This is a genomic window from Agrobacterium sp. 22-223-1 (assembly GCF_053522385.1).
In genome coordinates this window covers 1,029,060-1,050,966 of the sequence record NZ_JBNWCN010000001.1, presented here as the reverse complement: position 1 = coordinate 1,050,966, position 21,907 = coordinate 1,029,060, and the positions used below count along the sequence as shown (strand labels likewise).

Annotated in this window: 23 protein-coding genes; 16 read left to right on the top strand and 7 right to left on the bottom strand. The window is 60.6% G+C overall.

The features are described from left to right. The first annotated feature begins 24 nt into the window (after nucleotides 1-24). Nucleotides 25-933, top strand: a complete 909-nt coding sequence (gene rarD, locus ACQZ60_RS05215; RefSeq protein WP_031233488.1) for an EamA family transporter RarD — start codon at nucleotides 25-27, stop codon at nucleotides 931-933. A gap of 54 nt (nucleotides 934-987) precedes the next feature. Here the strand turns inward: rarD and ACQZ60_RS05210 are convergent, their stop codons facing one another. Both ACQZ60_RS05210 and ACQZ60_RS05205 read right to left on the bottom strand, forming a co-directional pair. Next, nucleotides 988-2,748 (bottom strand): peptidoglycan D,D-transpeptidase FtsI family protein, encoded by a 1,761-nt coding sequence (locus tag ACQZ60_RS05210; protein ID WP_448734867.1) that lies wholly within the window; start codon nucleotides 2,746-2,748, stop codon nucleotides 988-990. Between the two features lie 251 nt (nucleotides 2,749-2,999). Then, nucleotides 3,000-3,620, bottom strand: coding sequence for an LOG family protein (locus ACQZ60_RS05205; protein ID WP_003520687.1), 621 nt, complete (start codon nucleotides 3,618-3,620; stop codon nucleotides 3,000-3,002). Nucleotides 3,621-3,776: 156 nt separating this feature from the next. On the opposite strand from ACQZ60_RS05205, the gene ACQZ60_RS05200 reads away from it, so the two are divergent. The 6 genes from ACQZ60_RS05200 to ACQZ60_RS05175 all read left to right on the top strand — a co-directional run bounded on the left by ACQZ60_RS05200 (nucleotide 3,777) and on the right by ACQZ60_RS05175 (nucleotide 11,518). Next, complete coding sequence (locus tag ACQZ60_RS05200) at nucleotides 3,777-5,783, top strand: LysM peptidoglycan-binding domain-containing protein (RefSeq protein ID WP_448734866.1); 2,007 nt, start codon at nucleotides 3,777-3,779, stop codon at nucleotides 5,781-5,783. A gap of 110 nt (nucleotides 5,784-5,893) precedes the next feature. Beyond that, nucleotides 5,894-7,780, top strand: coding sequence for an ABCB family ABC transporter ATP-binding protein/permease (locus ACQZ60_RS05195; RefSeq protein WP_080856183.1), 1,887 nt, complete (start codon nucleotides 5,894-5,896; stop codon nucleotides 7,778-7,780). 162 nt (nucleotides 7,781-7,942) lie between these two features. Further along, nucleotides 7,943-8,641, top strand: a complete 699-nt coding sequence (locus tag ACQZ60_RS05190; protein ID WP_003520681.1) for a phosphatidylserine decarboxylase — start codon at nucleotides 7,943-7,945, stop codon at nucleotides 8,639-8,641. 22 nt (nucleotides 8,642-8,663) lie between these two features. Continuing rightward, nucleotides 8,664-9,533, top strand: coding sequence for a CDP-diacylglycerol--serine O-phosphatidyltransferase (gene pssA / locus ACQZ60_RS05185; protein ID WP_035237101.1), 870 nt, complete (start codon nucleotides 8,664-8,666; stop codon nucleotides 9,531-9,533). 172 nt (nucleotides 9,534-9,705) lie between these two features. Continuing rightward, the gene (locus tag ACQZ60_RS05180) at nucleotides 9,706-9,837 is read left to right on the top strand and encodes a hypothetical protein (protein ID WP_003496883.1); all 132 of its coding nucleotides are present in this window, start codon (nucleotides 9,706-9,708) and stop codon (nucleotides 9,835-9,837) included. A gap of 388 nt (nucleotides 9,838-10,225) precedes the next feature. Beyond that, nucleotides 10,226-11,518 carry a GGDEF domain-containing response regulator gene (locus ACQZ60_RS05175; RefSeq protein ID WP_020811513.1) on the top strand — a complete coding sequence of 431 codons (1,293 nt, stop codon included), beginning with the start codon at nucleotides 10,226-10,228 and terminating at the stop codon, nucleotides 11,516-11,518. Between the two features lie 225 nt (nucleotides 11,519-11,743). On the opposite strand, the gene ACQZ60_RS05170 is transcribed toward ACQZ60_RS05175, so the two are convergent. Beyond that, entirely contained in the window at nucleotides 11,744-12,505 is a 762-nt protein-coding gene (locus ACQZ60_RS05170; protein WP_448734865.1) for an SOS response-associated peptidase, read from the bottom strand. Nucleotides 12,506-12,540: 35 nt separating this feature from the next. Beyond that, nucleotides 12,541-12,864 (bottom strand): YnfA family protein, encoded by a 324-nt coding sequence (locus ACQZ60_RS05165; RefSeq protein WP_448734864.1) that lies wholly within the window; start codon nucleotides 12,862-12,864, stop codon nucleotides 12,541-12,543. Nucleotides 12,865-12,996: 132 nt separating this feature from the next. Here ACQZ60_RS05165 and ACQZ60_RS05160 point away from each other — a divergent pair, with 132 nt between their 5' ends. From ACQZ60_RS05160 to ACQZ60_RS05120, 9 genes are all read left to right on the top strand, one after another. Further along, a complete protein-coding gene (locus tag ACQZ60_RS05160) occupies nucleotides 12,997-13,413 on the top strand; it encodes an NUDIX hydrolase (protein ID WP_448734863.1) in 417 nt (138 codons plus the stop codon). Between the two features lie 98 nt (nucleotides 13,414-13,511). Beyond that, nucleotides 13,512-13,949: a TIGR02301 family protein gene (locus ACQZ60_RS05155; protein ID WP_448734862.1), complete on the top strand. Its 438-nt coding sequence runs from the start codon at nucleotides 13,512-13,514 to the stop codon at nucleotides 13,947-13,949. 105 nt (nucleotides 13,950-14,054) lie between these two features. Continuing rightward, nucleotides 14,055-14,312 (top strand): hypothetical protein, encoded by a 258-nt coding sequence (locus tag ACQZ60_RS05150; RefSeq protein WP_003501987.1) that lies wholly within the window; start codon nucleotides 14,055-14,057, stop codon nucleotides 14,310-14,312. Nucleotides 14,313-14,326: 14 nt separating this feature from the next. Further along, the gene (locus tag ACQZ60_RS05145) at nucleotides 14,327-15,094 is read left to right on the top strand and encodes a hypothetical protein (protein WP_142778972.1); all 768 of its coding nucleotides are present in this window, start codon (nucleotides 14,327-14,329) and stop codon (nucleotides 15,092-15,094) included. 122 nt (nucleotides 15,095-15,216) lie between these two features. Continuing rightward, entirely contained in the window at nucleotides 15,217-16,065 is an 849-nt protein-coding gene (gene ygfZ / locus ACQZ60_RS05140; RefSeq protein ID WP_448734861.1) for a CAF17-like 4Fe-4S cluster assembly/insertion protein YgfZ, read from the top strand. 2 nt (nucleotides 16,066-16,067) lie between these two features. Beyond that, entirely contained in the window at nucleotides 16,068-16,691 is a 624-nt protein-coding gene (locus ACQZ60_RS05135) for a YfbR-like 5'-deoxynucleotidase (protein WP_003520668.1), read from the top strand. Next, nucleotides 16,688-17,206: a tyrosine phosphatase family protein gene (locus tag ACQZ60_RS05130; protein ID WP_174056576.1), complete on the top strand. Its 519-nt coding sequence runs from the start codon at nucleotides 16,688-16,690 to the stop codon at nucleotides 17,204-17,206. Before ACQZ60_RS05135 ends, ACQZ60_RS05130 begins: the two co-directional genes overlap by 4 nt. Nucleotides 17,207-17,281: 75 nt before the next feature. Further along, nucleotides 17,282-18,103: a mechanosensitive ion channel family protein gene (locus ACQZ60_RS05125; RefSeq protein WP_059752348.1), complete on the top strand. Its 822-nt coding sequence runs from the start codon at nucleotides 17,282-17,284 to the stop codon at nucleotides 18,101-18,103. Between the two features lie 166 nt (nucleotides 18,104-18,269). After that, nucleotides 18,270-18,956 (top strand): metal-binding protein ZinT, encoded by a 687-nt coding sequence (locus tag ACQZ60_RS05120; protein WP_448734860.1) that lies wholly within the window; start codon nucleotides 18,270-18,272, stop codon nucleotides 18,954-18,956. A gap of 163 nt (nucleotides 18,957-19,119) precedes the next feature. Here ACQZ60_RS05120 and xopAW read toward each other — a convergent pair whose 3' ends face one another. The 3 genes from xopAW to ACQZ60_RS05105 all read right to left on the bottom strand — a co-directional run bounded on the left by xopAW (nucleotide 19,120) and on the right by ACQZ60_RS05105 (nucleotide 21,833). Next, a complete protein-coding gene (gene xopAW / locus ACQZ60_RS05115; protein ID WP_448734859.1) occupies nucleotides 19,120-19,971 on the bottom strand; it encodes a XopAW family type III secretion system calcium-binding effector in 852 nt (283 codons plus the stop codon). 258 nt (nucleotides 19,972-20,229) lie between these two features. After that, nucleotides 20,230-21,048, bottom strand: a complete 819-nt coding sequence (locus ACQZ60_RS05110; protein ID WP_003520664.1) for an ABC transporter permease — start codon at nucleotides 21,046-21,048, stop codon at nucleotides 20,230-20,232. After that, entirely contained in the window at nucleotides 21,045-21,833 is a 789-nt protein-coding gene (locus ACQZ60_RS05105; protein ID WP_003520663.1) for an ABC transporter ATP-binding protein, read from the bottom strand. The genes ACQZ60_RS05110 and ACQZ60_RS05105 overlap by 4 nt, the downstream gene beginning before the upstream one ends. Between the last annotated feature and the right edge of the window lie 74 nt (nucleotides 21,834-21,907).

Sequence of the window (21,907 nt, the reverse complement as noted above, 5' to 3'; positions counted from 1 at the left end):
TCCGAACAATTGGCGGTACTCCCCATGGCACTCGACAAATCGCTCCCGGCCCAGGAGGGCGGCGACAGCGCGCGCGGTTTTGCTTTCGCGCTTTCCGCTTATCTGCTCTGGGGGTTCCTTCCCTTTTACATGAAGGCGGTTGCGCATATTTCGCCGATCGAGGTCATCGTCCATCGCGTCGTCTGGTCGGTGCCGATTGCGGCGGTCGTGCTGATTGCGCTGGGGCGCACGGCGGAAATCAGAACCGCGCTCAGAACCCCCAAGATGCTGGCAATGGCCAGCCTGACGGCCATCCTCATCAGCATCAACTGGGGCGTCTATATCTGGGCGATCGGCGCAGGCCGCGCGCTCGATGCCGCACTTGGCTACTTCATCAATCCGCTGTTCAGCATTTTCCTCGGTGCGGTTCTGCTCAAGGAAAAGCTTTATCCGGCGCAGATCGCCGCCATCGGCCTCGTGGCGCTGGCGGTGGCCATCCTCACCTGGCATGCGGGCAGCCTGCCCTGGGTGTCCATCGCCCTCACCGTGTCCTGGGGTTTTTACGCCTTTTTCCGCAAGACTTTGCCGATTGGCGCGACGCAGGGCTTTCTGCTGGAAGTCATGCTTTTATCCATCCCCGCCGTGCTGGTGATGATCTGGCTTGCCTTCAGCGGACAGGCGCATTTCATGGGCGGCAATTCCGCCGATACCTGGCTTCTGGCAACAAGCGGGCTCATCACGGCCGTGCCGCTCATCCTCTATGGCAATGGCGCGAAACTGCTGCGGCTGTCGACCATCGGCATCATGCAATATATCGCGCCGACGATGATCTTCCTCATCGCCATCTTCGTCTTCAAGGAGCCGTTCGACATGGTGCGCATGGCCGCCTTTGCGATGATCTGGGTGGCGCTGGCGATCTATACCGGCTCCAGCCTGCTGCGGCTCAAGCGGTAATCCGGGCTGCTTCCCTCATTCCTTTGCTCATCACGGGAATGGGGAGAAGTGGCGTCAATAATCCACCAGCAATTGCGGGTTGGCATCGTAACCGAAACGCGGTTTGACGCCGAGAAGACCTGCCGTCTGGGCGATGATTTCGCGGGTCATGGGGGCTGCGGTGGAGGCCGCGGTGCGCCCGCCGTTCACGCCGGTTCTCGGGGCGTCGATCATCGTCAGCACGACATATTTCGGCTTGTGCATGGGAAAACCGGCCACGAAGGCGTTGAAATTGATATCCTTGGCGTAACGGCCATTGATCACCTTGTCGGCGGTTCCGGTCTTGCCGCCCACATGAAATCCCTCCACCTGCGCGCCACGGCCGGAACCCTTGATGCCGTTCCAGTTGAACAGGTAGCGCATATCGGCGCTCGTCCTGTCGTTGATGACGGTGCGCGCAACCGATGCGGCAGCTTCTTTCGAACGCGGCAGGAAGGTCGGCGAAATCAGGTTGCCGCCATTGATCAGCGCGGCAGCGGCCACCGCCGTCTGCAACGGGGTGGTGGCGACGCCGTGGCCGAAGGAGATGGTGACGGAATTGATCTTCTTCCAGTTTCTCGGCTGGGTGGGCGTGGCAACGCCCGGCATTTCCGTGTCCATTCTGGTAAGCAGCCCGAGCTTCGTCAGGAACTGCTGATGGCCTTCGACGCCGACCTTGTCGGCCACCGCCGCCGTGCCGATATTCGATGAATATTGAAACACTTCCGGAATGGAGAGCGGCCGGTTCCGGCCCTTGAAATCCTTGATGGTGAAGCCGCCCATGCGGATCGGCCGCGACGCATCCACCACCGAACCCAGTGTGATCGCCCCGGCATCCAGCCCCATGGCGAGCGTAAAGCTCTTGAAGGTGGAGCCCATTTCGAAGGTGGCGTTGCTCATCCGGTTGAACCAGCCCTTTTCATACTCCCTGTCTATGCTGCCATCGGCAAGGGTGCGGGAAGGCTCGTTCGGATCGTAATCCGGCACGGAGGCCATGGCCAGCACTTCGCCCGTCTCCACATCGAGGATCACAGAGCCTGCCGCTTCGGCCTGATAGGCGCTTTTCGCCTTCACGACCACTTCGCGGACGATGTTCTGTACCCTCAGATCGATGGAGAGCCGCACCGGCTCCAGCGGCGCGCCGCTGGCAAGACCCACGGCACGCAGATCGGCCAGCCCCTGCTGGTCGAGATAACGCTCCATGCCGGCAAGCCCCTGATTGTCGACATTGACGTGGCCGATAATATGCGAAGCGGTTGGGCCGCCCGGATAAAACCTCCGCTTTTCCGGCCGGAAGCCGATGCCCGGTATGCCGAGATTGAGAATATCCGCCTGCTGCCGGGGCGTCAGCTGGCGTCGCAGCCATTGAAAGCCGGTATCCGAGCGCAACCGGCGGTGCGTTTCACGCCAGTCGAGATTGGGAATGACGGTCGCGAGTTTCTCCACCACCTCGTCCGGATCGACGATCCTGCGCGGATCCGCATAAAGCGAGACCATGTTGAGATCGGTCGCCAGAAGCGTGCCGTTGCGATCGACAATATCCGGCCGGGAGGCGACGGCGTTGACGCCGGTATTGATCCATGCGGTCGCCACCGGTTCGGCAAGACCGTATTGGACGAGACGCGCGGCGACGACGCCATAGATGACAGCGAAGACGGCGATCACGATGCCGAGCCTCATGCGCGCATCGACCCTGCGGCGGGCGGCGGAACCGAGGAGCGCCTCCCTGCCCTGCGCGGAATTTCTCTGAATAATAAAATGCGCCCGGCTTTTGAGCCGCACCACAAAAGCAATCATTTCCCGATGACACCCACTCTCATGGCGGCGAAACGAATTCCGCGACAACCAACGCCTTATTGAGGCTGGCACAGGATCAGTCGCGGGGCCATGAAAAGAGCGGTCGGAACGATGCCGCCGTTAAATCTGTATTAATATACATTTAAAATTGTAACGAGCCGCCCGGGCGGCCGTTAACGATCGTCACGCCGATCAGGATGAACGGACCGGGATTTAAGGCGAAAACCGCTTACGCTTTTCGCCATCCCGGCCTAGAGGCGGGAAATCACCGAAGGGTCGCCTTCCGGGTTCTGCTGCGCCAGCGCCCGGTCGATGATGGCGGGCACGATATCCTTCACCTCGTCGATGACGAGCGGGTTGAGAAGATGCGCGCGGTGGATGAAACCCTGATCGCGCATGTGCTGCACCAGTTCCAGCATCGGGTTCCAGAAACCGTTGATATTGGCGAAGACCATCGGCTTGGCATGGCGGCCGAGCTGCGCCCAGGTCATGATCTCGACGATCTCCTCCAGCGTGCCGACACCGCCCGGCAATGTCACGAAGGCATCGGAGCGCTCGAACATCATATGTTTGCGCTCATGCATGTCCTTGGTGATGACAAGCTCGTTCAATTGTCCGAGAGAATGGCGCGTCGCCTCCATATCGACCAGAAATTCCGGTATGATGCCGGTCACTTCGCCGCCATTGGAAAGAACGCCGCTGGCAACTGCGCCCATGATGCCCTTGGTGCCGCCGCCATAGACGAGGCGAATGCCGTTTTCGGCAATGGATTTCCCAAGCGCGCGGCCCGCTTCCATATGGGCCGGATCACGTCCGGGCTGGGAGCCGCAATAAACGCAGATGGATCGAATCGCTGTATTTTTGTCCGTCATGAAGGGAAGGAACTATGTGCGATGCGGCACGTCAAGAAAATTTGGGAAATCCCTTGCAAATATGGCCTTTTGGCCACTCGCCGCTTGTCTGGCGCAAGGTAAGACGCTAGCAATCTCAACTCGTGTGAAAAGCTTGAAATACCCGGAGATTCCAGGATGAAAAACAATAAGGCCGGTTTGCTGGCGCTGATCGTGCTGGGCGTTGCGTCCCTGCTCATGATCTTTTTCGTCCTGCCGCGGATTTCAAACGACGGCAAACCGATCGGCGACGCCATCAACGAAGCCGGCAACGCCGTGAAGAACAGCGTTGAAATGGGCGCTGACAAGGCGGGCGACATTCTCTCCGACGCCGCCGAGGAAACCGCCAACATCGCCGACAAGGTCGGGCGGCGGGCGGCTTCCGCCACCCAGTCGATCAAGGATTTGACGACGCTTTTCGCCGATAGCAAGGTTCCCTCCGACGCCGATTTCGCGGCGGCGCGCAAGAAGGTCGAGACCTCGCTCAAGGAACTGACGAATATCGAAATTCCAGAGTCGCTGGACGAAACGACGTCGCGGCTCATCACCACCGCCCGCACGGCCGCCGAACGCACCACGGCGTTCCTGCGCGGCCTGCCCGACAATGCGGCGGCGGCGGCAGCACAGGTGCGCCGTCTGGCAGGCGTTTTCGCCGGCACAGACGATGGTGCGCCAGAACCGGCAAAACCGGCCGCAGCACCCGCCGATGCGGCACAATCGTCTGCCGCCACGCCGACCTTCGACGTGCTGCGCGTCGAGCCGGACGGTTCGGCCGTGATTGCCGGCAAGGCACAGCCCGGCGCAAAGCTCGAAATCTTGAGCAACGGCAAGGTGGTCGCCCAGACGACCATCGACGGCACCGGCGATTTCGCCGCCGTTTTCGACAATCCGCTTCCCCCGGGCGATCACGAGCTGGTGCTGCGTTCGACCGATGCCAGCGGCAAGGCGACGCAATCCGAGGAAGTGGCCACGGTTTCCGTGCCTGACGGCAAGACGGGCGAACTTCTGGCCATGGTTTCCAAGCCCGGCAAGGCAAGCCGCGTGCTGGCCATGCCGGAGGCGGCTCCTCCGGCGCTTCAGCCGCAAGCCGCGCCGTCGCAGCAGCCTGCGGCAACGTCCGAAACCAGCAGCAACACCGCTTCCGCACCGCTCGCCGGTACTGCGGCTCCGTCCGCTACGGCCCCGCTGACGTCGAGCGTTCAGGTCACCGCCGTCGAGTTCGAGGGATCGAAGATTTTCGTCGCGGGTTCCGCGCCCGCCGGTTCGACGGTGCGTGCGCTGGTCGATGACAGGGAAATCGGCAAGAGCATCACGGAAGCCTCCGGCCATTTCGTCGTCGAAGGCGATGTCGATCTTAGCGTCGGCAGCCACATCATCACCGTCGAGGAACTGAATGCCGACGGCACCGCGAAGGTGCGTGTGCGCGTTCCCTTCGAGCGGCCGCAGACCGACCAGGCAACGGTCGCCATGCAGTCGCCGTCCGCTTCGTCGTCAGCAACCACGACTACGGCGCCTGCCGAAAACCAGAGCACGGCAAGCGACCGCGCCGCTTTCGAAAAGCTGCGCGCCGATGTCGCCAAGGCCTTCGGCATTCTTTCCAATCTCTACAAGGATCAGGCCACGCCTGCGCTCGATCAGGCCATTGCCGGCCGCTCCGCCGTCGTCATCGGCCTCAAGTCGCTTTCGGAATTCCGCACCGCAGCCGCGACCGAACCCGCCTTCACCGCTTTTGCGGGCGATATCACCGCCAAAGCGCGTCAGTTGCTGACATCGGTTGAAGCATGGCCGAACGATGTGGCGGCAATCGGCAAGGGTATCGCCTCGCTGGCAAGCCGCCTTGCCGAACTCCACATCACGGCACCTGCTGCTCCCGCGCCACAGGCGCCCGCCGGCCCGCAGACCTTCGAGCAGGCGCCGCTGGCCGAGAGCCAGAACAGCGTCATCATCCGCCGTGGCGATACGCTCTGGCAGATTTCCCGTCGCGTTTATGGTCAGGGCGTGCGTTACACCACGATCTACCTTGCCAACGAAGATCAGATCAAAAACCCCGATCTGATCGAGCCCGGCCAGATTTTCGGCGTGCCGAAAGAGGCGCTGCCGAATGCGGAAGAACTTCACCGCAAGCGGCTGAAGAGCGGCTCCTGAGCATTTGAAACGTTGCGGTGAACCCGCAACGACCCTATCTGTGACACGCGCGGCGGCTTGACCAAAGCCGCCGCCCTGCTGTCGGCTTCCGGCAGTGACCGGAGCGAATGATGGCCACGAAGAAAAAAACCATTTCGGCGGATTCCAGCAATCCCACCCAGACGCTGATCAATCTCTGGCCCTATATGTGGCCGGAGGGACGTTGGGACCTGAAGATGCGGGTGATCTGGGCCACCGTGTACCTGATCGTCGCCAAGCTGGTGCTGATCTCCGTTCCCTATTTCTTCAAATGGGCGACCGATGCGCTGAACGGCCGGCTGGACATGGCCGGGCTTGTTCCCGCCTTCCTGCTCGGCGCCGTCGCGCTGGTGATCGCCTATAATCTGACGCGGCTGATACAGGTGGGGCTCAACCAGCTGCGCGATTCGCTTTTCGCCAGCGTCGGCCAGCATGCGGTACGCCAGCTCGCCTACAGGACCTTCGTGCACATGCACCGGCTTTCTTTGCGTTTCCATCTGGAGCGCAAGACCGGCGGGCTGTCGCGGGTCATCGAGCGCGGCACCAAGGGCATCGAAACCATTGTCCGCTTCACCATTCTCAACACCGCGCCGACCTTTATCGAATTCCTGCTGACGGCGATCATTTTCTGGGCCTCCTACGGTTTTTCCTATGTGCTCGTCACGGTCATCACGGTCTGGGCCTATATCTGGTTCACCGTGCGGGCCAGCAACTGGCGTATCGGCATTCGCCGCGCCATGAACGACAGCGACACAGACGCCAATACCAAGGCGATCGACTCGCTTCTGAATTTCGAAACCGTCAAATATTTCGGCAATGAGGAGATGGAGGCGCGGCGTTTCGACGTCGCCATGGAGCGTTACGAAAAATCGGCGATCTCGATCTGGACCTCGCTCGGCTGGCTGAACTTCGGCCAGGGCGTGATCTTCGGCATCGGCTCCACCGTCATGATGGTGATGTCGGCGCTTGCCGTGCAGCGCGGCGAACAGACCATCGGCGATTTCGTCTTCGTCAATGCGCTGCTGCTGCAGCTTTCGGTGCCGCTCAATTTCATCGGTTTCGTCTATCGCGAAATCCGCCAGGGCCTGACCGACATCGAGCAGATGTTCGATCTTCTGGAAGTGGAGGCGGAAGTCACCGACAGGCCGGATGCAAAACCGCTCGCAGCCGGACCCGGCGCGATTTCCTTCCGCGACGTGCATTTCGCCTATGACCCCGAAAGACCGATCCTAAAGGGCGTTTCCTTCGACGTGCCGGCGGGCAAGACGGTGGCCATCGTCGGCCCTTCGGGTGCGGGAAAATCGACGATCTCGCGGCTGCTTTATCGTTTCTACGATATTCAGGAAGGCTCCGTCACCGTCGACGGGCAGGATATTCGCGATGTGACGCAGAAGAGCCTGCGCTCGGTGATCGGCATGGTGCCGCAGGACACGGTGCTTTTTAACGACACGCTCGCCTACAACATCCGTTATGGCCGTCCCTCAGCCACCGACGAGGAACTGAGGGCGGCCGCGGATGCGGCGCAGATCAGCGCCTTCATCGGCAAGCTGCCGGAGGGTTATGCCACCATGGTCGGCGAACGCGGCCTGAAGCTTTCCGGCGGGGAAAAACAGCGCGTGGCGATTGCCCGCACCATCCTCAAGGCGCCGCCGATCCTCATTCTCGACGAGGCCACCTCGGCGCTCGATACGCATACGGAACAGGAAATCCAGAGCGCGCTCGACATCGTTTCGAAGAACCGCACCACGCTGGTTATCGCCCACCGCCTTTCCACCGTCATCGGCGCGGATGAGATCATCGTATTGAAGGACGGGCAGATCGCCGAACGCGGCACGCACAGCTCGCTGATGGGGCAGAACGGCCTCTACGCCTCGATGTGGAGCCGCCAGCGCGAGGCGATCCGCGCCGAGGAAATGCTGCGCCATGTGCGTGAAACCGACGATCTGGGTGTCATCGACCGCGGGGAACCCGCCCATTGATGGCTGTACCCCGGGGTAACAGGGCCAACGGGCGCACCCCACCATTGCCGGGCGGCCTTTTTGGCTGTAACCAGCTAGGCAAAATTTGTCGCATTGCCGTTTGGATCGTGTCGTATCGCGACCATATAGACGCGACAGACGGAAACCGGAGCAAGGAATCTCATGAATCTGTTCGACACCATTCGCAACACCATCGTACCGATCCACAAGGAAGGTTATGTCTTTGTGGCGGCCTTCTTCGTCGCATCGCTGGTGCTCGGCTGGATCGCCGAACCGCTGTTCTGGGTCGGCCTGGTGCTGACGGCCTGGTGCGCCTATTTCTTCCGCGATCCCGAGCGCGTCACGCCGCAGGATGACGACCTCATCATCAGCCCGGCCGATGGGAAGGTTTCCGCCGTGCAGAGCGTCGTTCCGCCGCTGGAGCTGGAACTCGGCAAGGAGCCGCTGGTGCGCATCTCGGTGTTCATGAACGTGTTCAACTGCCATGTGAACCGTTCGCCGGTACGCGGCCGTATCGTCAATGTCGCCTACCGTCCCGGCCTCTTCCTCAATGCCGAAGTCGACAAGGCTTCCGAAGACAATGAGCGCAACGGCCTCGTCATCGAGACATCGCACGGCAAGGTCGGCGTGGTGCAGATCGCCGGCATGGTTGCACGCCGCATCGTCTGCTGGGTAAAGCCGAATGAACCAGTCGATGCCGGTGAGCGTTTCGGTCTTATCCGTTTCGGTTCGCGCCTCGATATCTTCCTTCCCGCAGGTTTCGAGCCGCGTGTATCGGTCGGCCAGACGGCGATTGCCGGTGAAACCGTGCTTGCCGAATTCGGCTCCGCCAAGGGTCCGGTCGTCAGCCGTCGCGGCTGACGGAAACAGGAAGGGCATGCGCATGGAAACGCCGATCGCCGAGCCGCAACAGAACGGCAAACCCGAGGGCCGCAGCGACAGCGGCCGTGGACCCCGGCTGAGGGAAATTCCCTTTCGCCTCGTCGTTCCCAATCTCATCACCGTTCTGGCCATCTGTGCGGGCCTGAGCGGCGTGCGTCTTGCCATTGAGGGTCGCTTCGAGCTGGCCGTCGGCATGGTGCTGCTCGCCGCCTTCCTCGACGGCATAGACGGGCGCATCGCCCGCATGATGAAAGCGACGTCCAAATTCGGCGAGCAGATGGATTCGCTGGCCGATATCGTCAATTTCGGCGTCGCCCCTGCGCTAGTGGTCTATGCCTACCTTCTCGATCAGGCACGCTCCATCGGCTGGATCGCCGCCCTCATTTACGTCATTGCCGCCGGCCTGCGCCTGGCGCGTTTCAACGTCATGATCGAGCGGCCGGTGAAGGCGCCCTGGCAGAATGAGTTCTTCGTGGGCGTTCCCGCCCCGATGGGCGCCATGCTGGTGCTGCTGCCGGTTTATCTCGGCTTCCTCGGCGTCGAGCCGGACAAGCCCTTCGCCTATGTCGCCGCCGCCTATACCGTGCTGATCGGTTACCTCCTCATCAGCCGCCTGCCGGTCTGGTCGGGGAAATCGGGCACCAGCCGCATTCGCCGCGATCTGGTGCTGCCGATGATCCTCGTCGTCGTGCTCTATGTGGCGATGCTGATGAGCTTCACCTGGGAAGTTCTGGTTCTGACGGTTGCCGCCTATCTCGTCTTCATTCCCATCAGCGCCCGCCTCTGGCATCGCCGCTACGGCACGCTGACCATCGAGGAAGACGTGCATGACGACGCCAATGGCGGTAACGGCCTCGATCGCGGCATTTAAAACCGCAGGTTTATTTTTTCTCGCACAAGCCGGCGCAGGATGTGACGCAAAATGTCGCAGCCTGAAAAGCCGGCTTCGTTTTTCTTCGCCTCGAATCCGTCAAGATTAGCCGCGAAAGAAGTGGCTCACACGCATCGCAACGGCGATTGGCGTGAATTGTGGAGAGAGAGAAATGACGAACGAGACGAAGGCGCAGCCGCAGGCGAAGCCCGACCTCAACAGCCACTACCGCCCGCTCGGACTGAAGGCCGTTGCGGCCGCAGCCCTGATGCTGAAGCGCAAGCCTGCCGCCAAAACCGCCTGAAAATATTCGATTTTTTGATTTTTCGAATTTTGCGGACTGCCCGGAAAATGGAACGTTCCCAACGGAAAATCGACAATCACGCGGCGCCTTTTCCGGGCGCCGTTTTTGTTTCAAGCACTGCCGCTAAACTGCAGAGCGTCAGTCTTTCATAAAATCGGCAGCCTTCTGTAACGAAGCTGCAACGAAAGTGTAGTAAAAAGCTCGCCTTCCACAAGAAGGCTATACGAACACCGACGTATAGATTAGTGAATACAAAAGAACTTTTCTATTCCGCATTTTTTTCCACAACAATGCATAAGCCGGCTTTCGAATCCGCAGACACGCGGATGACGAATATTCGGCGTTGAGGGAAGATTGTGAAGACAGGCCAGGGGGGCTTGGGACGGCCATGCAGGATAAAATCCTTCTGATTGAAGATTCCGTTGCTCTTTCCATGCTGCTGAAGACGCGGCTTTCGGAAGAAACGGAAGCCGAGGTCGTCCATTGCGACAGCATGGCCGCGGCCGATACTCTCATGCAGGCCCATAATTTCACGCTGGCGCTGACGGGCCTTAACCTGCCCGATGCGCCGAAGGGCGAAATTCTCGCACTTTTATCCGAGCGCAAGGTGCCGGCCATCGTTTTCACCGCCACGGTGGATGAGGAGGCGCGCAAGCGCTACGCCGAAAAGAAGATCATCGATTACATCGTCAAGGACGGCCATCGCACCGTCGATGCGGTGGTCAGAACGGTCCAGCGGATTTTGAGCAACAAGCTCTTCTCCGTTCTGGTCGTCGATGATGTGCGCACGGCCCGTTCAGGTCTCGTGGAAATTCTGGAGCGGCAAAATTTCAGGGTCAGCGAGGCCCATTCGGGCAAGCAGGCGCTGGAAATACTGTCGCAAGACCCGACGATCCAGCTTGTCATCACCGACTACCATATGCCCGACATGGACGGTTATGAGCTGACGCGCCGCATCCGCGACAGCCGCTCATCCGAAGATTTGCGGGTGATCGGCATATCGTCCTCCACAGACCGGTTGCTTTCGGCAAGCTTCCTGAAGGCTGGCGCTTCGGATTTCGTCTACCGCCCCTTCGTGCCGGAAGAATTGCAGTGCCGCATCGATAACAATATCGAGACGTTGAAGCAGCTCAAACGCCTGCGCGAACTGGCCGAACGCGACCATCTCACCGGCCTGCCGAACCGCCGCTCCTTCTTCGAGCGCACGCGGGCGCTGATGGATGTCATCAACGGCAATGACGAGAGCGGCGCAGTCGCCATTCTCGACATCGACCATTTCAAGAAGATCAACGACACGCTGGGCCACGATGCCGGCGACAGGGCGCTGAAAAAACTGGCCGAACTGCTGCATGACATGTGCGGCGAGCAACGCCACATTCCCGCCCGCCTTGGCGGCGAGGAGTTTGCCGTGTTCCTGCGCGGGCTGGATGCGCGCGCTGCCTATCAGTTCTGCGAGGAGCTGCGCGGACAGGTGGAAAAGAACGGCCGGCAGCTGAGCGGCAGCAGCCTCGCCCTGACGATCTCGCTCGGCGTCGTGGAGATCGAAAAGGGCGAACCCTTCGACAACCAGCTGAATGCCGCAGACCAGCTGCTCTATCTCGCCAAGGCGAATGGCCGCAACCGCGTTTATTCCGACATCATGATCCAGGAAGGCCTGCAGAAGATCGGGCGGAACGGCTGAGTTTTCTGAACAAGATAGTCTTGTGTGGGATCGAGCGCGTGCCGCTTGTTTCTTCTCCCCGCCGGGGGAGAAGGTCGCGGCAGCGGGATGAGGGGGCAAGCTCTCCGCATGTCTGTTCCGTAGCCCCCTCATCTGACCCTTCAGGCCATCTTCTCCCCGGCGGGGAGAAGAAATATGCGGCGACTTCCAGCTCAAACGATTATGCGCAAATGCGCAGACCATTCTTCAGAACAGCGACATCTGCCCTTCGTCCTTTGCCGGCTTGATCTTCGCCAGCGGCGCGCTTTCCGGCACCGGCTCGATGAGATCCGCGCCGACATTGGCGACCTTGTTGACCTTGTCCGATACCGGGATCATCTCGAAAAAATCATCCTGAACCGGCCGCATCAGATCGGCGACCTCGCGTGGTTCCTGGGTCTTGCAATCCAGCCAGCGGCTGAAATCCTCGGGCGCGATGACAACAGGCATGCGGTCGTGAATACGGCCAATCGCGGCATTGGCGGCGGTGGTGAGGATCGCGCCGGTATCGACCTCCGAGCCATCGGCGGAAGACCAGGTTTCCATGAGACCGGCGAAGGCGACGATGCCGCCGCTTTTCGGGCGGATGAAATAGGGCTGCGGTTTGCCGCCCTCCTCCTTCGGCGGGCGTCGCCATTCGTAAAAGCCGGTTGCCGGAACGAGAACGCGGCGATGGCGCATGGCGGCGCGGAAGGAGGCCTTGCCGATGGCGGTTTCCGACCGCGCATTGATGAGCAGCGGAAAATCCTTCGGGTCCTTCACCCAGCTGGGCAAAAAACCCCAGCGGACCAGCACGGCCCGGCGATTGGGCAGGTTGCTGCCGCGCTCCTGCCGCTCCCCCTCCATCACGACCAGAATGGGCTGCGTCGGCGCGATGTTGAAACGGGCGGGAAAATCCTCAAGGCCGATCAGATCGAGATAATCGGCGATCTCTTCCGGCGTCGCCTTCAGCACGAAACGTCCGCACATGGCCTTCTCCTTGAGCATTGTTCACCGGAAATGTTCTAGGCCCTTGGCCCGAACAGGATGATGGCGGTACCGGCAAGGCAGACGACGCCGCCAGCAATATCCCACCGGTCCGGCGCATGGCCTTCCACGCCCCAGAGCCAGAATAGCGAGGCGGCAATGTAAATCCCGCCATAGGCGGCATAGGCCCTGCCCGCCGCCTCTGTCGGAACCAGCGTCAGAAGCCACGCGAAAGCCGCCAGCGCCACCATGCCCGGCAGCAATATCCACCCGGTCTTGCCGAGTTTCAGCCAGGCCCAGAAAGAAAAGCAGCCGGCAATTTCGGCAAGAGCCGCCAGGATATAGATAAGATAGACCTTCATTCCACCGTCTTTACCATGCACAATCGCGCCAGTTCCGGACTATAACCATCGGCACGGAAACCGGAATCGATTTTTCCGAGCCACGTACCACTATAGACAGGCCGGCAACGGCCGAAACAAGCGAAACCATTCATGACACTCCGTATCAAGCCCCGCCCCGCCTCCTCCGCCATTGTCAGGAACGGCGAACGGCTGCTTCTCGTGCGCCGCATCAACCCGCCTTCCAAGGACATGTTCGCTTTTCCGGGCGGTCGCGGCGAAGACGGCGAAACGCCGGCCGAAACGGCACTGCGCGAATTGCACGAGGAAACCGGCATCGTGGCGCGCAGACCGCAGCTTTTCGCGACATACGATCTTCCATCCCGCGACGCCGAAGGGGTGCTGACGAGCCATTATTTCCTGTCGGTCTTCACCGTGGAAACCGATGCCGATCCGCTCGTGACTGTCGGTGACGATGCGGCGGATGCGGGCTGGTACACATTGGCGGAAATCCGTCTTCTGCCGGCGCCGGAAAGCGTCGTCGAATGCGCCGAACGCCTGCTTGCATGATTGCCAGCCAGCCAGAATCGCTATTATCTAGGGCTGATCCGCCCGCCGGATGGTCACGAGCCAACAGTTCACGAGTATGTGTGGGGCAGAATAGAATTTTGATACGGCCAACCATCTTCCTGTCTCTTTTTCTGACAATGCTTGCCATCGCCGGGCAGCAGGGCGTCGCTTATGCGCAGCCTTCAAAACCCGGTTCCGAGGTGCGTCCGGCGGAAGCCGCGCCGCCCAAACCGGCCCCTTATGACGACAAGCTGGCACGGCTGTCGGAGATACTGGGCGCGGTGCAATATCTCAGAACCCTGTGCCCTTCTTCCGGACCGGAGGACTGGCGCAGATCGATGAGCGATCTTCTGGCTGCGGACACGGCCAACGAACCTGAACGACGTCAGCGCATGACGGCTGCATTCAACCGTGGATACCGCTCCTTTGCGGCCATCCACACCAGTTGCACACGCGCCGCCATCATGGCAGAAGAGAACTACCGTAACGAAGGGGCAACACTTGCGCAGGAAATCGCGTCCCGGTTCGGAAATTAGAGGATTATTAACCTCTTTTCGCCGCAGGCCGTGCCGTTTTGATAAAAGGCTGCTAGTGTTGTTAACAGGGTGGTAAGGACTTGCCCGCCCTGTCGAGGATGAAAGATGCAGACAAGCCGTAACGAAATCGACGATATGATCGTGCATGAAAAGATGCAGGTCGCTCTGGAACACCAGAACGAGGCATGGGCTGACGGCATGGCCGACGGCATCGAGCCGGAGATCATCGCCGATGCCGCCATCGCTCTGGCCATGCGCGAAACCATCCGTATCCATGGCGAGGCCGGCGCTGAAGCAATGCTGGAATCGCTGCGCCAGCGCATGCTTCAGGGCGAATTTTCGCCGCAGCGGGTAATACAGTAAAGCCGGGGTCTATCATGTCTTGCCTGAGCAAGGGGCTTTTGCGCTCTTCCGCCCTGCTGTCCATCCTGCTTGCCCTGACCGCCGGGCCGATTGGCATGCCAGGCCGCGCCTTTGCCCTTTCCGAGCTGAAGCCGGCGCAGAACACCGAAAGCGAGCCGAAGGCTGAGAATGGCGGTGAGCCGCAGCAGGCCCAGCCTGCAGAGCCGGATGAAATCGAAGGCGATTCGGAAGGCATTCCCCTGCCCGACCCGCTGGTGGACCGTTCCGCCAATCAGGCGAACCAGCAATCCTCCAAGCCCGACAACACGCCGGAAATGTCCGTTGTGATCGAGCACGATATTTCCAAAGCGCCGGAACCCGTGCGCAAGCTGCGCCAGCAGATCATCGATGCCGCCGCCTCCGGCGATATCGAAAAGCTGCGGCCCTTCATCGCCGCCGGCCAGAAAGAATTCCGCATCGACGGCAATGACGGCGAAGACCCGATTGCGGCGCTGAAAAGCTATTCCGGCGATCCTGACGGGCTGGAAGTGCTGGCGATCATCATCGACCTGCTTTCGACCGGTTATGCCCATATCGATGCCGGCACGCCCGACGAAGCCTATGTTTTCCCCTATTTCGCCGGAAAGCCGCTGAATACGCTGACTGCGCCGGAAAAGGTGGAGCTTCTGCGCATCATCACGGCGGGCGATCTGGCCGACATGCAGGAATATGGCAATTACAGCTTCTACCGGGTCGGCATTTCGCCCGATGGCAAGTGGAAGTTCTTCACCGCCGGCGATTGATCGCATCGCGGTGCTTGCCGTTCTCTGGCAAAAATCCTAACTGTGCGGAATGAGCATTCCGGCAAAGCGCATCTGCTTTTTGCCGGAGATCACAGAGTCTCGACGAACCGAACGGTGACGCCATGCCTTCCGCCCTTCTTGCCGACCGCCGCCTGATCCGGGTTTCCGGCACCGGCGCCGAGGAATTTCTGAACAACCTCATCACCGCAGATGTTGAAAACCTGCCGGAAGGCGAAGCACGGGCCGCAGCCCTTCTGACGCCGCAGGGCAAGATCCTGTTCGATTTCCTGATCTGGCGCGATGGCGGGGATTATCTGATCGAAACGGGCGTCGCCGAACAGGACGCGCTGCTGCGCCGCCTGACCATGTACAAGCTGCGCGCACCGGTCGAGCTCAAAGCCGAGACGGTCGAAGGCGTGAGCGTTTTCTGGAACGAGACTGCGCCGACGGCAGGCATTCGGGATGGTCGTTTCGGCAAGGCTGGCATCGATCTTTACCGTATACCGGGCGCATCCGCATCCGGCGACAGCGTGGGCTATGATGCGCTCCGTATCGAGCATGGCATTGCCGAATCCGGTCGGGATTATGCGCTGCAGGATGCTTTTCCCCATGACGTGCTGATGGATGTGAATGACGGCGTTTCCTTTAAGAAGGGCTGCTTTGTCGGTCAGGAAGTCGTCTCGCGCATGAAACATCGCGGCACGGCAAGACGCCGCGTCGTCACCGTTTCGGCCGAAGGCGCGCTTCCCGCCAGTGGGACGGAGATTACCGCCGATGGAAAACCGGTCGGCACGCTCGGAACCGTTTGCGGCAACAGGGCGCTTGCCATCGTTCGGATCGACCGCATTGCCGATGCGTTCGCATCCGGCACGCCGCTTCTGACGGGGACTGTTCCCGTGACCGTGGCCCTGCCCTCCTGGAGCGGCCTTTCCTTTCCGGCGGCCGATCCGGCGGCGCGGGCGGAGGACTGAGAGTGGCTGCTGCAAAAAGCCCGCGCGCCTGGCAGCGCATGCTGTCCGGCCGGCGGCTCGATCTGCTCGATCCTTCGCCGCTCGATGTGGAAATCGCCGATATCGCCCATGGTCTTGCCCGTGTGGCCCGCTGGAACGGCCAGACGCGCGGCGACCACGCCTTTTCCGTCGCCCAGCATTGCCTCATCGTCGAGACCATCTTTTGCCGCATGTGCACAGGCGCGACGCCTGATGACATGCAGATGGCGCTTCTGCACGATGCGCCGGAATATGTCATCGGCGACATGATCTCGCCGTTCAAATCCGTGGTCGGCGGCGGTTACAAGACCGTGGAAAAACGGCTGGAAGCCGCCGTGCATCTGCGTTTCGGCCTGCCGCCGCATGCATCGCGCGAATTGAAGGACCGGATCAAAAAGGCCGATACGGTCGCCGCCTTTTTCGAGGCGACGGAGCTTGCCGGTTTTTCCACCGCCGAAGCGCAGAAGTTCTTCGGCCTGCCGCGCGGCATTACCCGCGACATGTTCGACATGACGCCCCTGCCCTCAACCGAAGCGCAAAAGCTGTTCATCGAACGTTTCGAAGCCATCGAGGCGATGCGTGCGGTCAAGACGGGGAGCGCGACATGACGGCCATTGTCGTATCGCCGCTGTCGCGGATCGCGGAGATGGCCGTCAAACACAAGGCCCGCGAAATGGTGACGCTGATCGCCAAAGAGCAGTCCTTTCACCGCCCCGCCGTCATTGCCGCAGACCGGCATCTGACGCTTGCCATGAACGACATCGCATTCAAGGGCACCGCCGATCTCATCGCGCCTGACGATGCACATGTGCTGAAGCTGATCGATTTCGCCCGCGAATGGGACCAGTCCGCGCCGCTGCTCATCCATTGCTGGATGGGCGTTTCCCGCTCACCCGCCGCCGCCGTCATCGCCGCGCTCAGCCTTTATCCGGACCAGGATGAGATGGAACTTGCGCTGCGCCTGCGCGCCGTCTCGCCCTATGCCACGCCCAATGCCCGCATCATCGCCATCGGCGACCGTCTGCTCGGGCGCGATGGCCGGCTGGTGGCGGCGATCAAAAAAATCGGCAGGGGCGCGGATACGGATGGTAACGTGCCCTTCGTGCTGCCGCTCGGCAACTGAGGTCGTTTTGGCGGAACCCTCACGGCGTCCAGTCGTTACCAACCCTGAAGAGCAATGAAAATCACAGGATAATTCATGGAACAACAGGCAACGGATATCATCGTCGCATCGCAGGCGGCGTTGCAGCAGGCAAGCGCGCTTGCGGTGCAATATTCCTTCTCGGTAGTCGGTGCGCTTCTGCTGCTGATCATCGGCTGGCTGGCCGCCACCTTCCTGCAACGCTGGGCTTTTCAGGGCCTGTCGCGCATTCGCGGTTTCGATGCCACACTCGCCGGCTTCTTCGCCGGCGCCATCCGCTATGTGGTTCTCATTCTGGTGCTGGTCATGGTGCTTGGCCAGTTCGGGGTGCAGACCGCCTCCATCCTCGCCGCCCTTGGCGCCGCCGGTCTGGCCATCGGCCTTGCGTTGCAGGGAACGCTGCAAAATATTGCCGCCGGCATCATGCTTCTGGTGCTGCGCCCCTTCCGCGTCGGCGAATATATCGAGACCAGCACGGTCAGCGGCACGGTAATCGAGATCGGACTGTTTGCGACCGAGCTGAAGACCAGCGACGGACTTTACCGTCTCGCGCCCAACTCCACGCTCTGGAACGTGCCGATCACCAATTACAGCCGCTTTCCCTCGCGCCGTCACGAACTCAGCCTGACGGTCAAGAATGATGAGGATCTGGCGGCCGCACAGGATATGCTGATGAAAGTCGTGCGTTCGGAGAGCCGGGTTTTGCTGGACCCCGCCCCCGTCACCTTCGTCGATTCGGTCAGCGCCGACAGCGCCACCGTCAAATTGCGCTACTGGGTGCGCAGCGACACTTATTTCGCGACGACCCGCGATGTGACGAAAGCCATGAAACTCGCCTTCGACGAGCGCAAGGCGGAATTGAGCGCCCAGCCGGCCTGAGACCTCACGTCTCCCCTTTTTTCAAGCGCGGTGGCTGCAACAGCCATCGCGCTTTTTCGTTGCGCCACGTTGGAGCGCGCACTTGCATCCCGCGGATGCGGCCTCTATAGGATGATACGTAATGTTATTACGTAACTATCTTTATCGATATGAGAGGGCCGAAACAATGCAGAAGATACTCACCCGCGTCACCGGCGCCGTCGCACTTGGTTCCCTGCTGCTGGCGGCGACCGCGGCAATGGCTGCCGGTGGCGACAAATCCGCTGCCCACAGCCACGACCATGGGCACGATCACGGCCACCAGATGACCGAAGCTGAAAAGCAGATCTACAAGGGTTATTTCGAGGATGCGCAGGTGAAGACGCGCACGCTTTCCGACTGGGAGGGCGACTGGCAGTCGGTCTATCCCTACCTGCTGAACGGCTCGCTCGATTCCGTCATGGCCGAAAAGGCGGCGCATGGCGACAAGACGGCGGCGGAGTACCGCGCCTATTACGAGATCGGTTACAAGACCGAAGTGAACCGCATCGTCATCAAGAGCGACAGCGTGGCGTTTTATAAGGATGGCAAACCCGCTGAAGGCACCTATGTCAGCGATGGCCATGAAATCCTGACCTACAAGAAGGGCAATCGCGGTGTCCGCTACATCTTCAAGAAAACCGGCGGCGATGAGGCCGCACCGCAATTCATCCAGTTCAGCGACCACTCCATCGCCCCGGTCAAGGCGGGCCATTACCATCTCTACTGGGGCAACGACCGCAAGGCATTGCTGGACGAAGTGACCAATTGGCCGACCTATTACCCGTTCCTGATGGACGGCGGCGATATCGTGGAAGAAATGGCGGCGCATTGAGAGCGCCCGGATGCGAAAAAGACGCCCTGCCATTGCGCAGGGCGATCGCATTCAGCCAGAGGCCACGCCTGCCCACCTCGGCAAGAAACGCCACTGCAAGAGCCGGATGCGAGGCTCTTGCAGGCTCTGGAGCGGTCTCAGCCAACCCTTTCCCAATGCAACATCAGGCCGTAATGGACTGAGTTGCCGCTTCATCCGCATTAAAAGCCATATACGCCTTGGCGATCTCTTCCAGACGCGACAGAAGGTCTTCGATAGCAGTTGCACTCTCTGTCGATTGATCATCCTCGCCAGTCCGACCAGCCGAAATATCCGGCGGCGGCGGACCTTTGGGCGGCGTTATGGCAGACAATTCGTCACTGCTAACAACACCATCGCCATCAGTATCGAGCTGCGTGAACAGGTTCGTCGCCATGTCCTCGCTGACATCCTCTGGGCGTCCAGCAAGGAACTCGCTTACGGAGAGGGAGCCGTCGCCGTCCGTATCCAGGTCGGCAAGCATATCCGCACTGTCTCGAGCATCAGGCCCACCGGCGGAACCCGGCCGCGGACCCTTGGGCGGCGCCATTGCGGAAAACTCCTCGCTGCTGACAACACCATCGCCATCGGTATCGAGCTGCGTGAACAGGTTCGTCGCCATATCCTCGCTAACATCCTCAGGGCGTCCGGCAAGAAACTCGCTCGCGGACAGGGAGCCGTCGCCATCCGTATCCAGCTCAGCAAGCCGATCCGCGCTGCCCGGCGAATTTCCACCGGATGAATCCGACGATCCGGATGATTGGCCACTCGAAAGATTCATGATCATGTTCACGAGCATCGTGAGCAGCTGGTTCGTCACCGCACCGCCTGCAGCGCCGCTGTCCTCCTGATCTGACCCCAGCGAGGAAATGCCGTTTCCCGACTTGGCGGACGCCTGGATTTCGTCGGCACTCACGATGCCGTCACCATTCCTGTCAAGGCTGCTATAATTCTTCGCGCTATATTGGTAAGCGCCAAGCGATGAAACGCTGGTCATACAGGTCTCCCGTCAACGGATTTTTCAAAGCTGATTAGTTCAGGGGGGGGGACATGTCCGCGTCACGCGATAAAGGCGAACCACTACACAATATCGTGATTTGCTTTATCAGGCAAAAATATTTTCGAGCCGCAAAAAGTTATATTATACAATGAAATAACAATGACCACGCCATTCGCGCAGCGTCGGAATCACCGCTCACTGAGGCTGTATTAACCGAATCGCTGGCAAAGAGAGGCCGCATCCAGGCGGCCTCCATTACTGCCCCATGGTGGAGCGATGCGCCCAGCCGGTCATGCGTTTTTCAAGCCAGGCCATGATCGCATACATGACGATGCCTTCCACCGCGAGCATCAGCAGGCCGGCAAAGACGAGCGGCACATTGAACTGGCTCTGCGCCGAACTCATCATGTTGCCGAGGCCGTAATTGGAGGCGACGGTTTCCGACACGACCGAGCCGACAAAGGCGAGCGTGATGGCGATTTTCAGCGAGCCGAAAAAATAGGGCATGGAGCGCGGAATGCCGACCTTCAGCATGATGTCCATCTTCTTTGCGCCAAGCGCCCGCAGCACATCTTCCGTTTCCGGCTCTATGGTGGCAAGCCCGGTCGCGACGTTGACGACGATGGGGAAGAAAGAGATCAGGAAGGCGGTCAACACGGCAGGCACCGTGCCGATGCCGAACCAGATGACGAGGATCGGCACCAGCGCCACTTTCGGGATGGCGTTGAAGCCGATCATCAGCGGATAGAGCCCGGCATAGATGGTTTTGGACCAGCCGATGAACAGGCCGATGGCGAGACCGGCGGCCACCGCAATGGCGAAACCCAGCGTCGTGGTATAAAGCGTCTGCAGCGAATTCTTCCAGATCGGCGACCAATATTGCACGATGGCCTGTCCGACCCTTACCGGTGACGGCAGAATGGTCGGCGGCATTTTCAGCGCGTAGACCAACAGTTCCCACAACACGAAAAGCGCCAGCGTATAAAGCCAGGGGGCGGCTTTCACCCAGTTGACGCGGGCAATCAGCGGCTTGCGCGGCTCGGCCGCAACGGTGCCTTCCATGATCGCGCTCATGCCGCCACCCTCGCCTGCGCGATCTCGCCATGCAGTTCCTGCACCATGTCGTTGAAACCCTTGTCATACATGATATCGAGCTGGCGCGGGCGGGCAAACGGCACGCGGTGTTCCGCCAGCACCCGGCCCGGCCTTGCGCTCATCACGAAAATCTTGTCGGCCAGAAATGTCGCCTCGCGCAGATCATGGGTCACGAGGATGATGGTGACGCGCTGCGCGGCGTGCAGGTCGCGGATGACGCACCATAATTCCTCGCGGGTGAAGGCATCGAGCGCGCCGAAAGGCTCGTCCAGCATCAGCAGTTCCGGCTCATGGATCAAGGCCCGGCAAAGATTGGCGCGCTGCTGCATGCCGCCGGAAAGCTGCCACGGATACTTCGAGCCAAAACCCTTCAGGCCGACGATTTCCAGAAGGCGCTCGGCTTTCGCGACATATTCCGCTTTATGGGCGCGCAGGCGTCGGCGATGTTTCTCGACGATCTCCAGCGGCAGCAGGATGTTCTCAAGCGTGGTGCGCCAGGGCAGCATCGTCGGATTCTGAAACGCCATGCCGACGATGGAAACCGGCTCCGTGACCTGCCGCCCGGCAACGATGACATTGCCCTTCTGCGGAATGTGCAGTCCCGTCACCAGCTTCATCAGGGTCGACTTGCCGCAGCCGGAGGGTCCGACCACGGCCGCGAATTCGCCCTTGTCGACCGTCAGGTTCAAACCGGATACGGCCAGCGTGCCGGCGGAGCCGCCATAGCGCATGTCCACACTGTCTATTTCCACGAGATGTGACATTGCTGTTCCTGTTTTAAGTTGCAGATCGGGCGGCTGAACCCTGCAGCGTTGCGGCTTGTTTCTTCTCCCCGCCG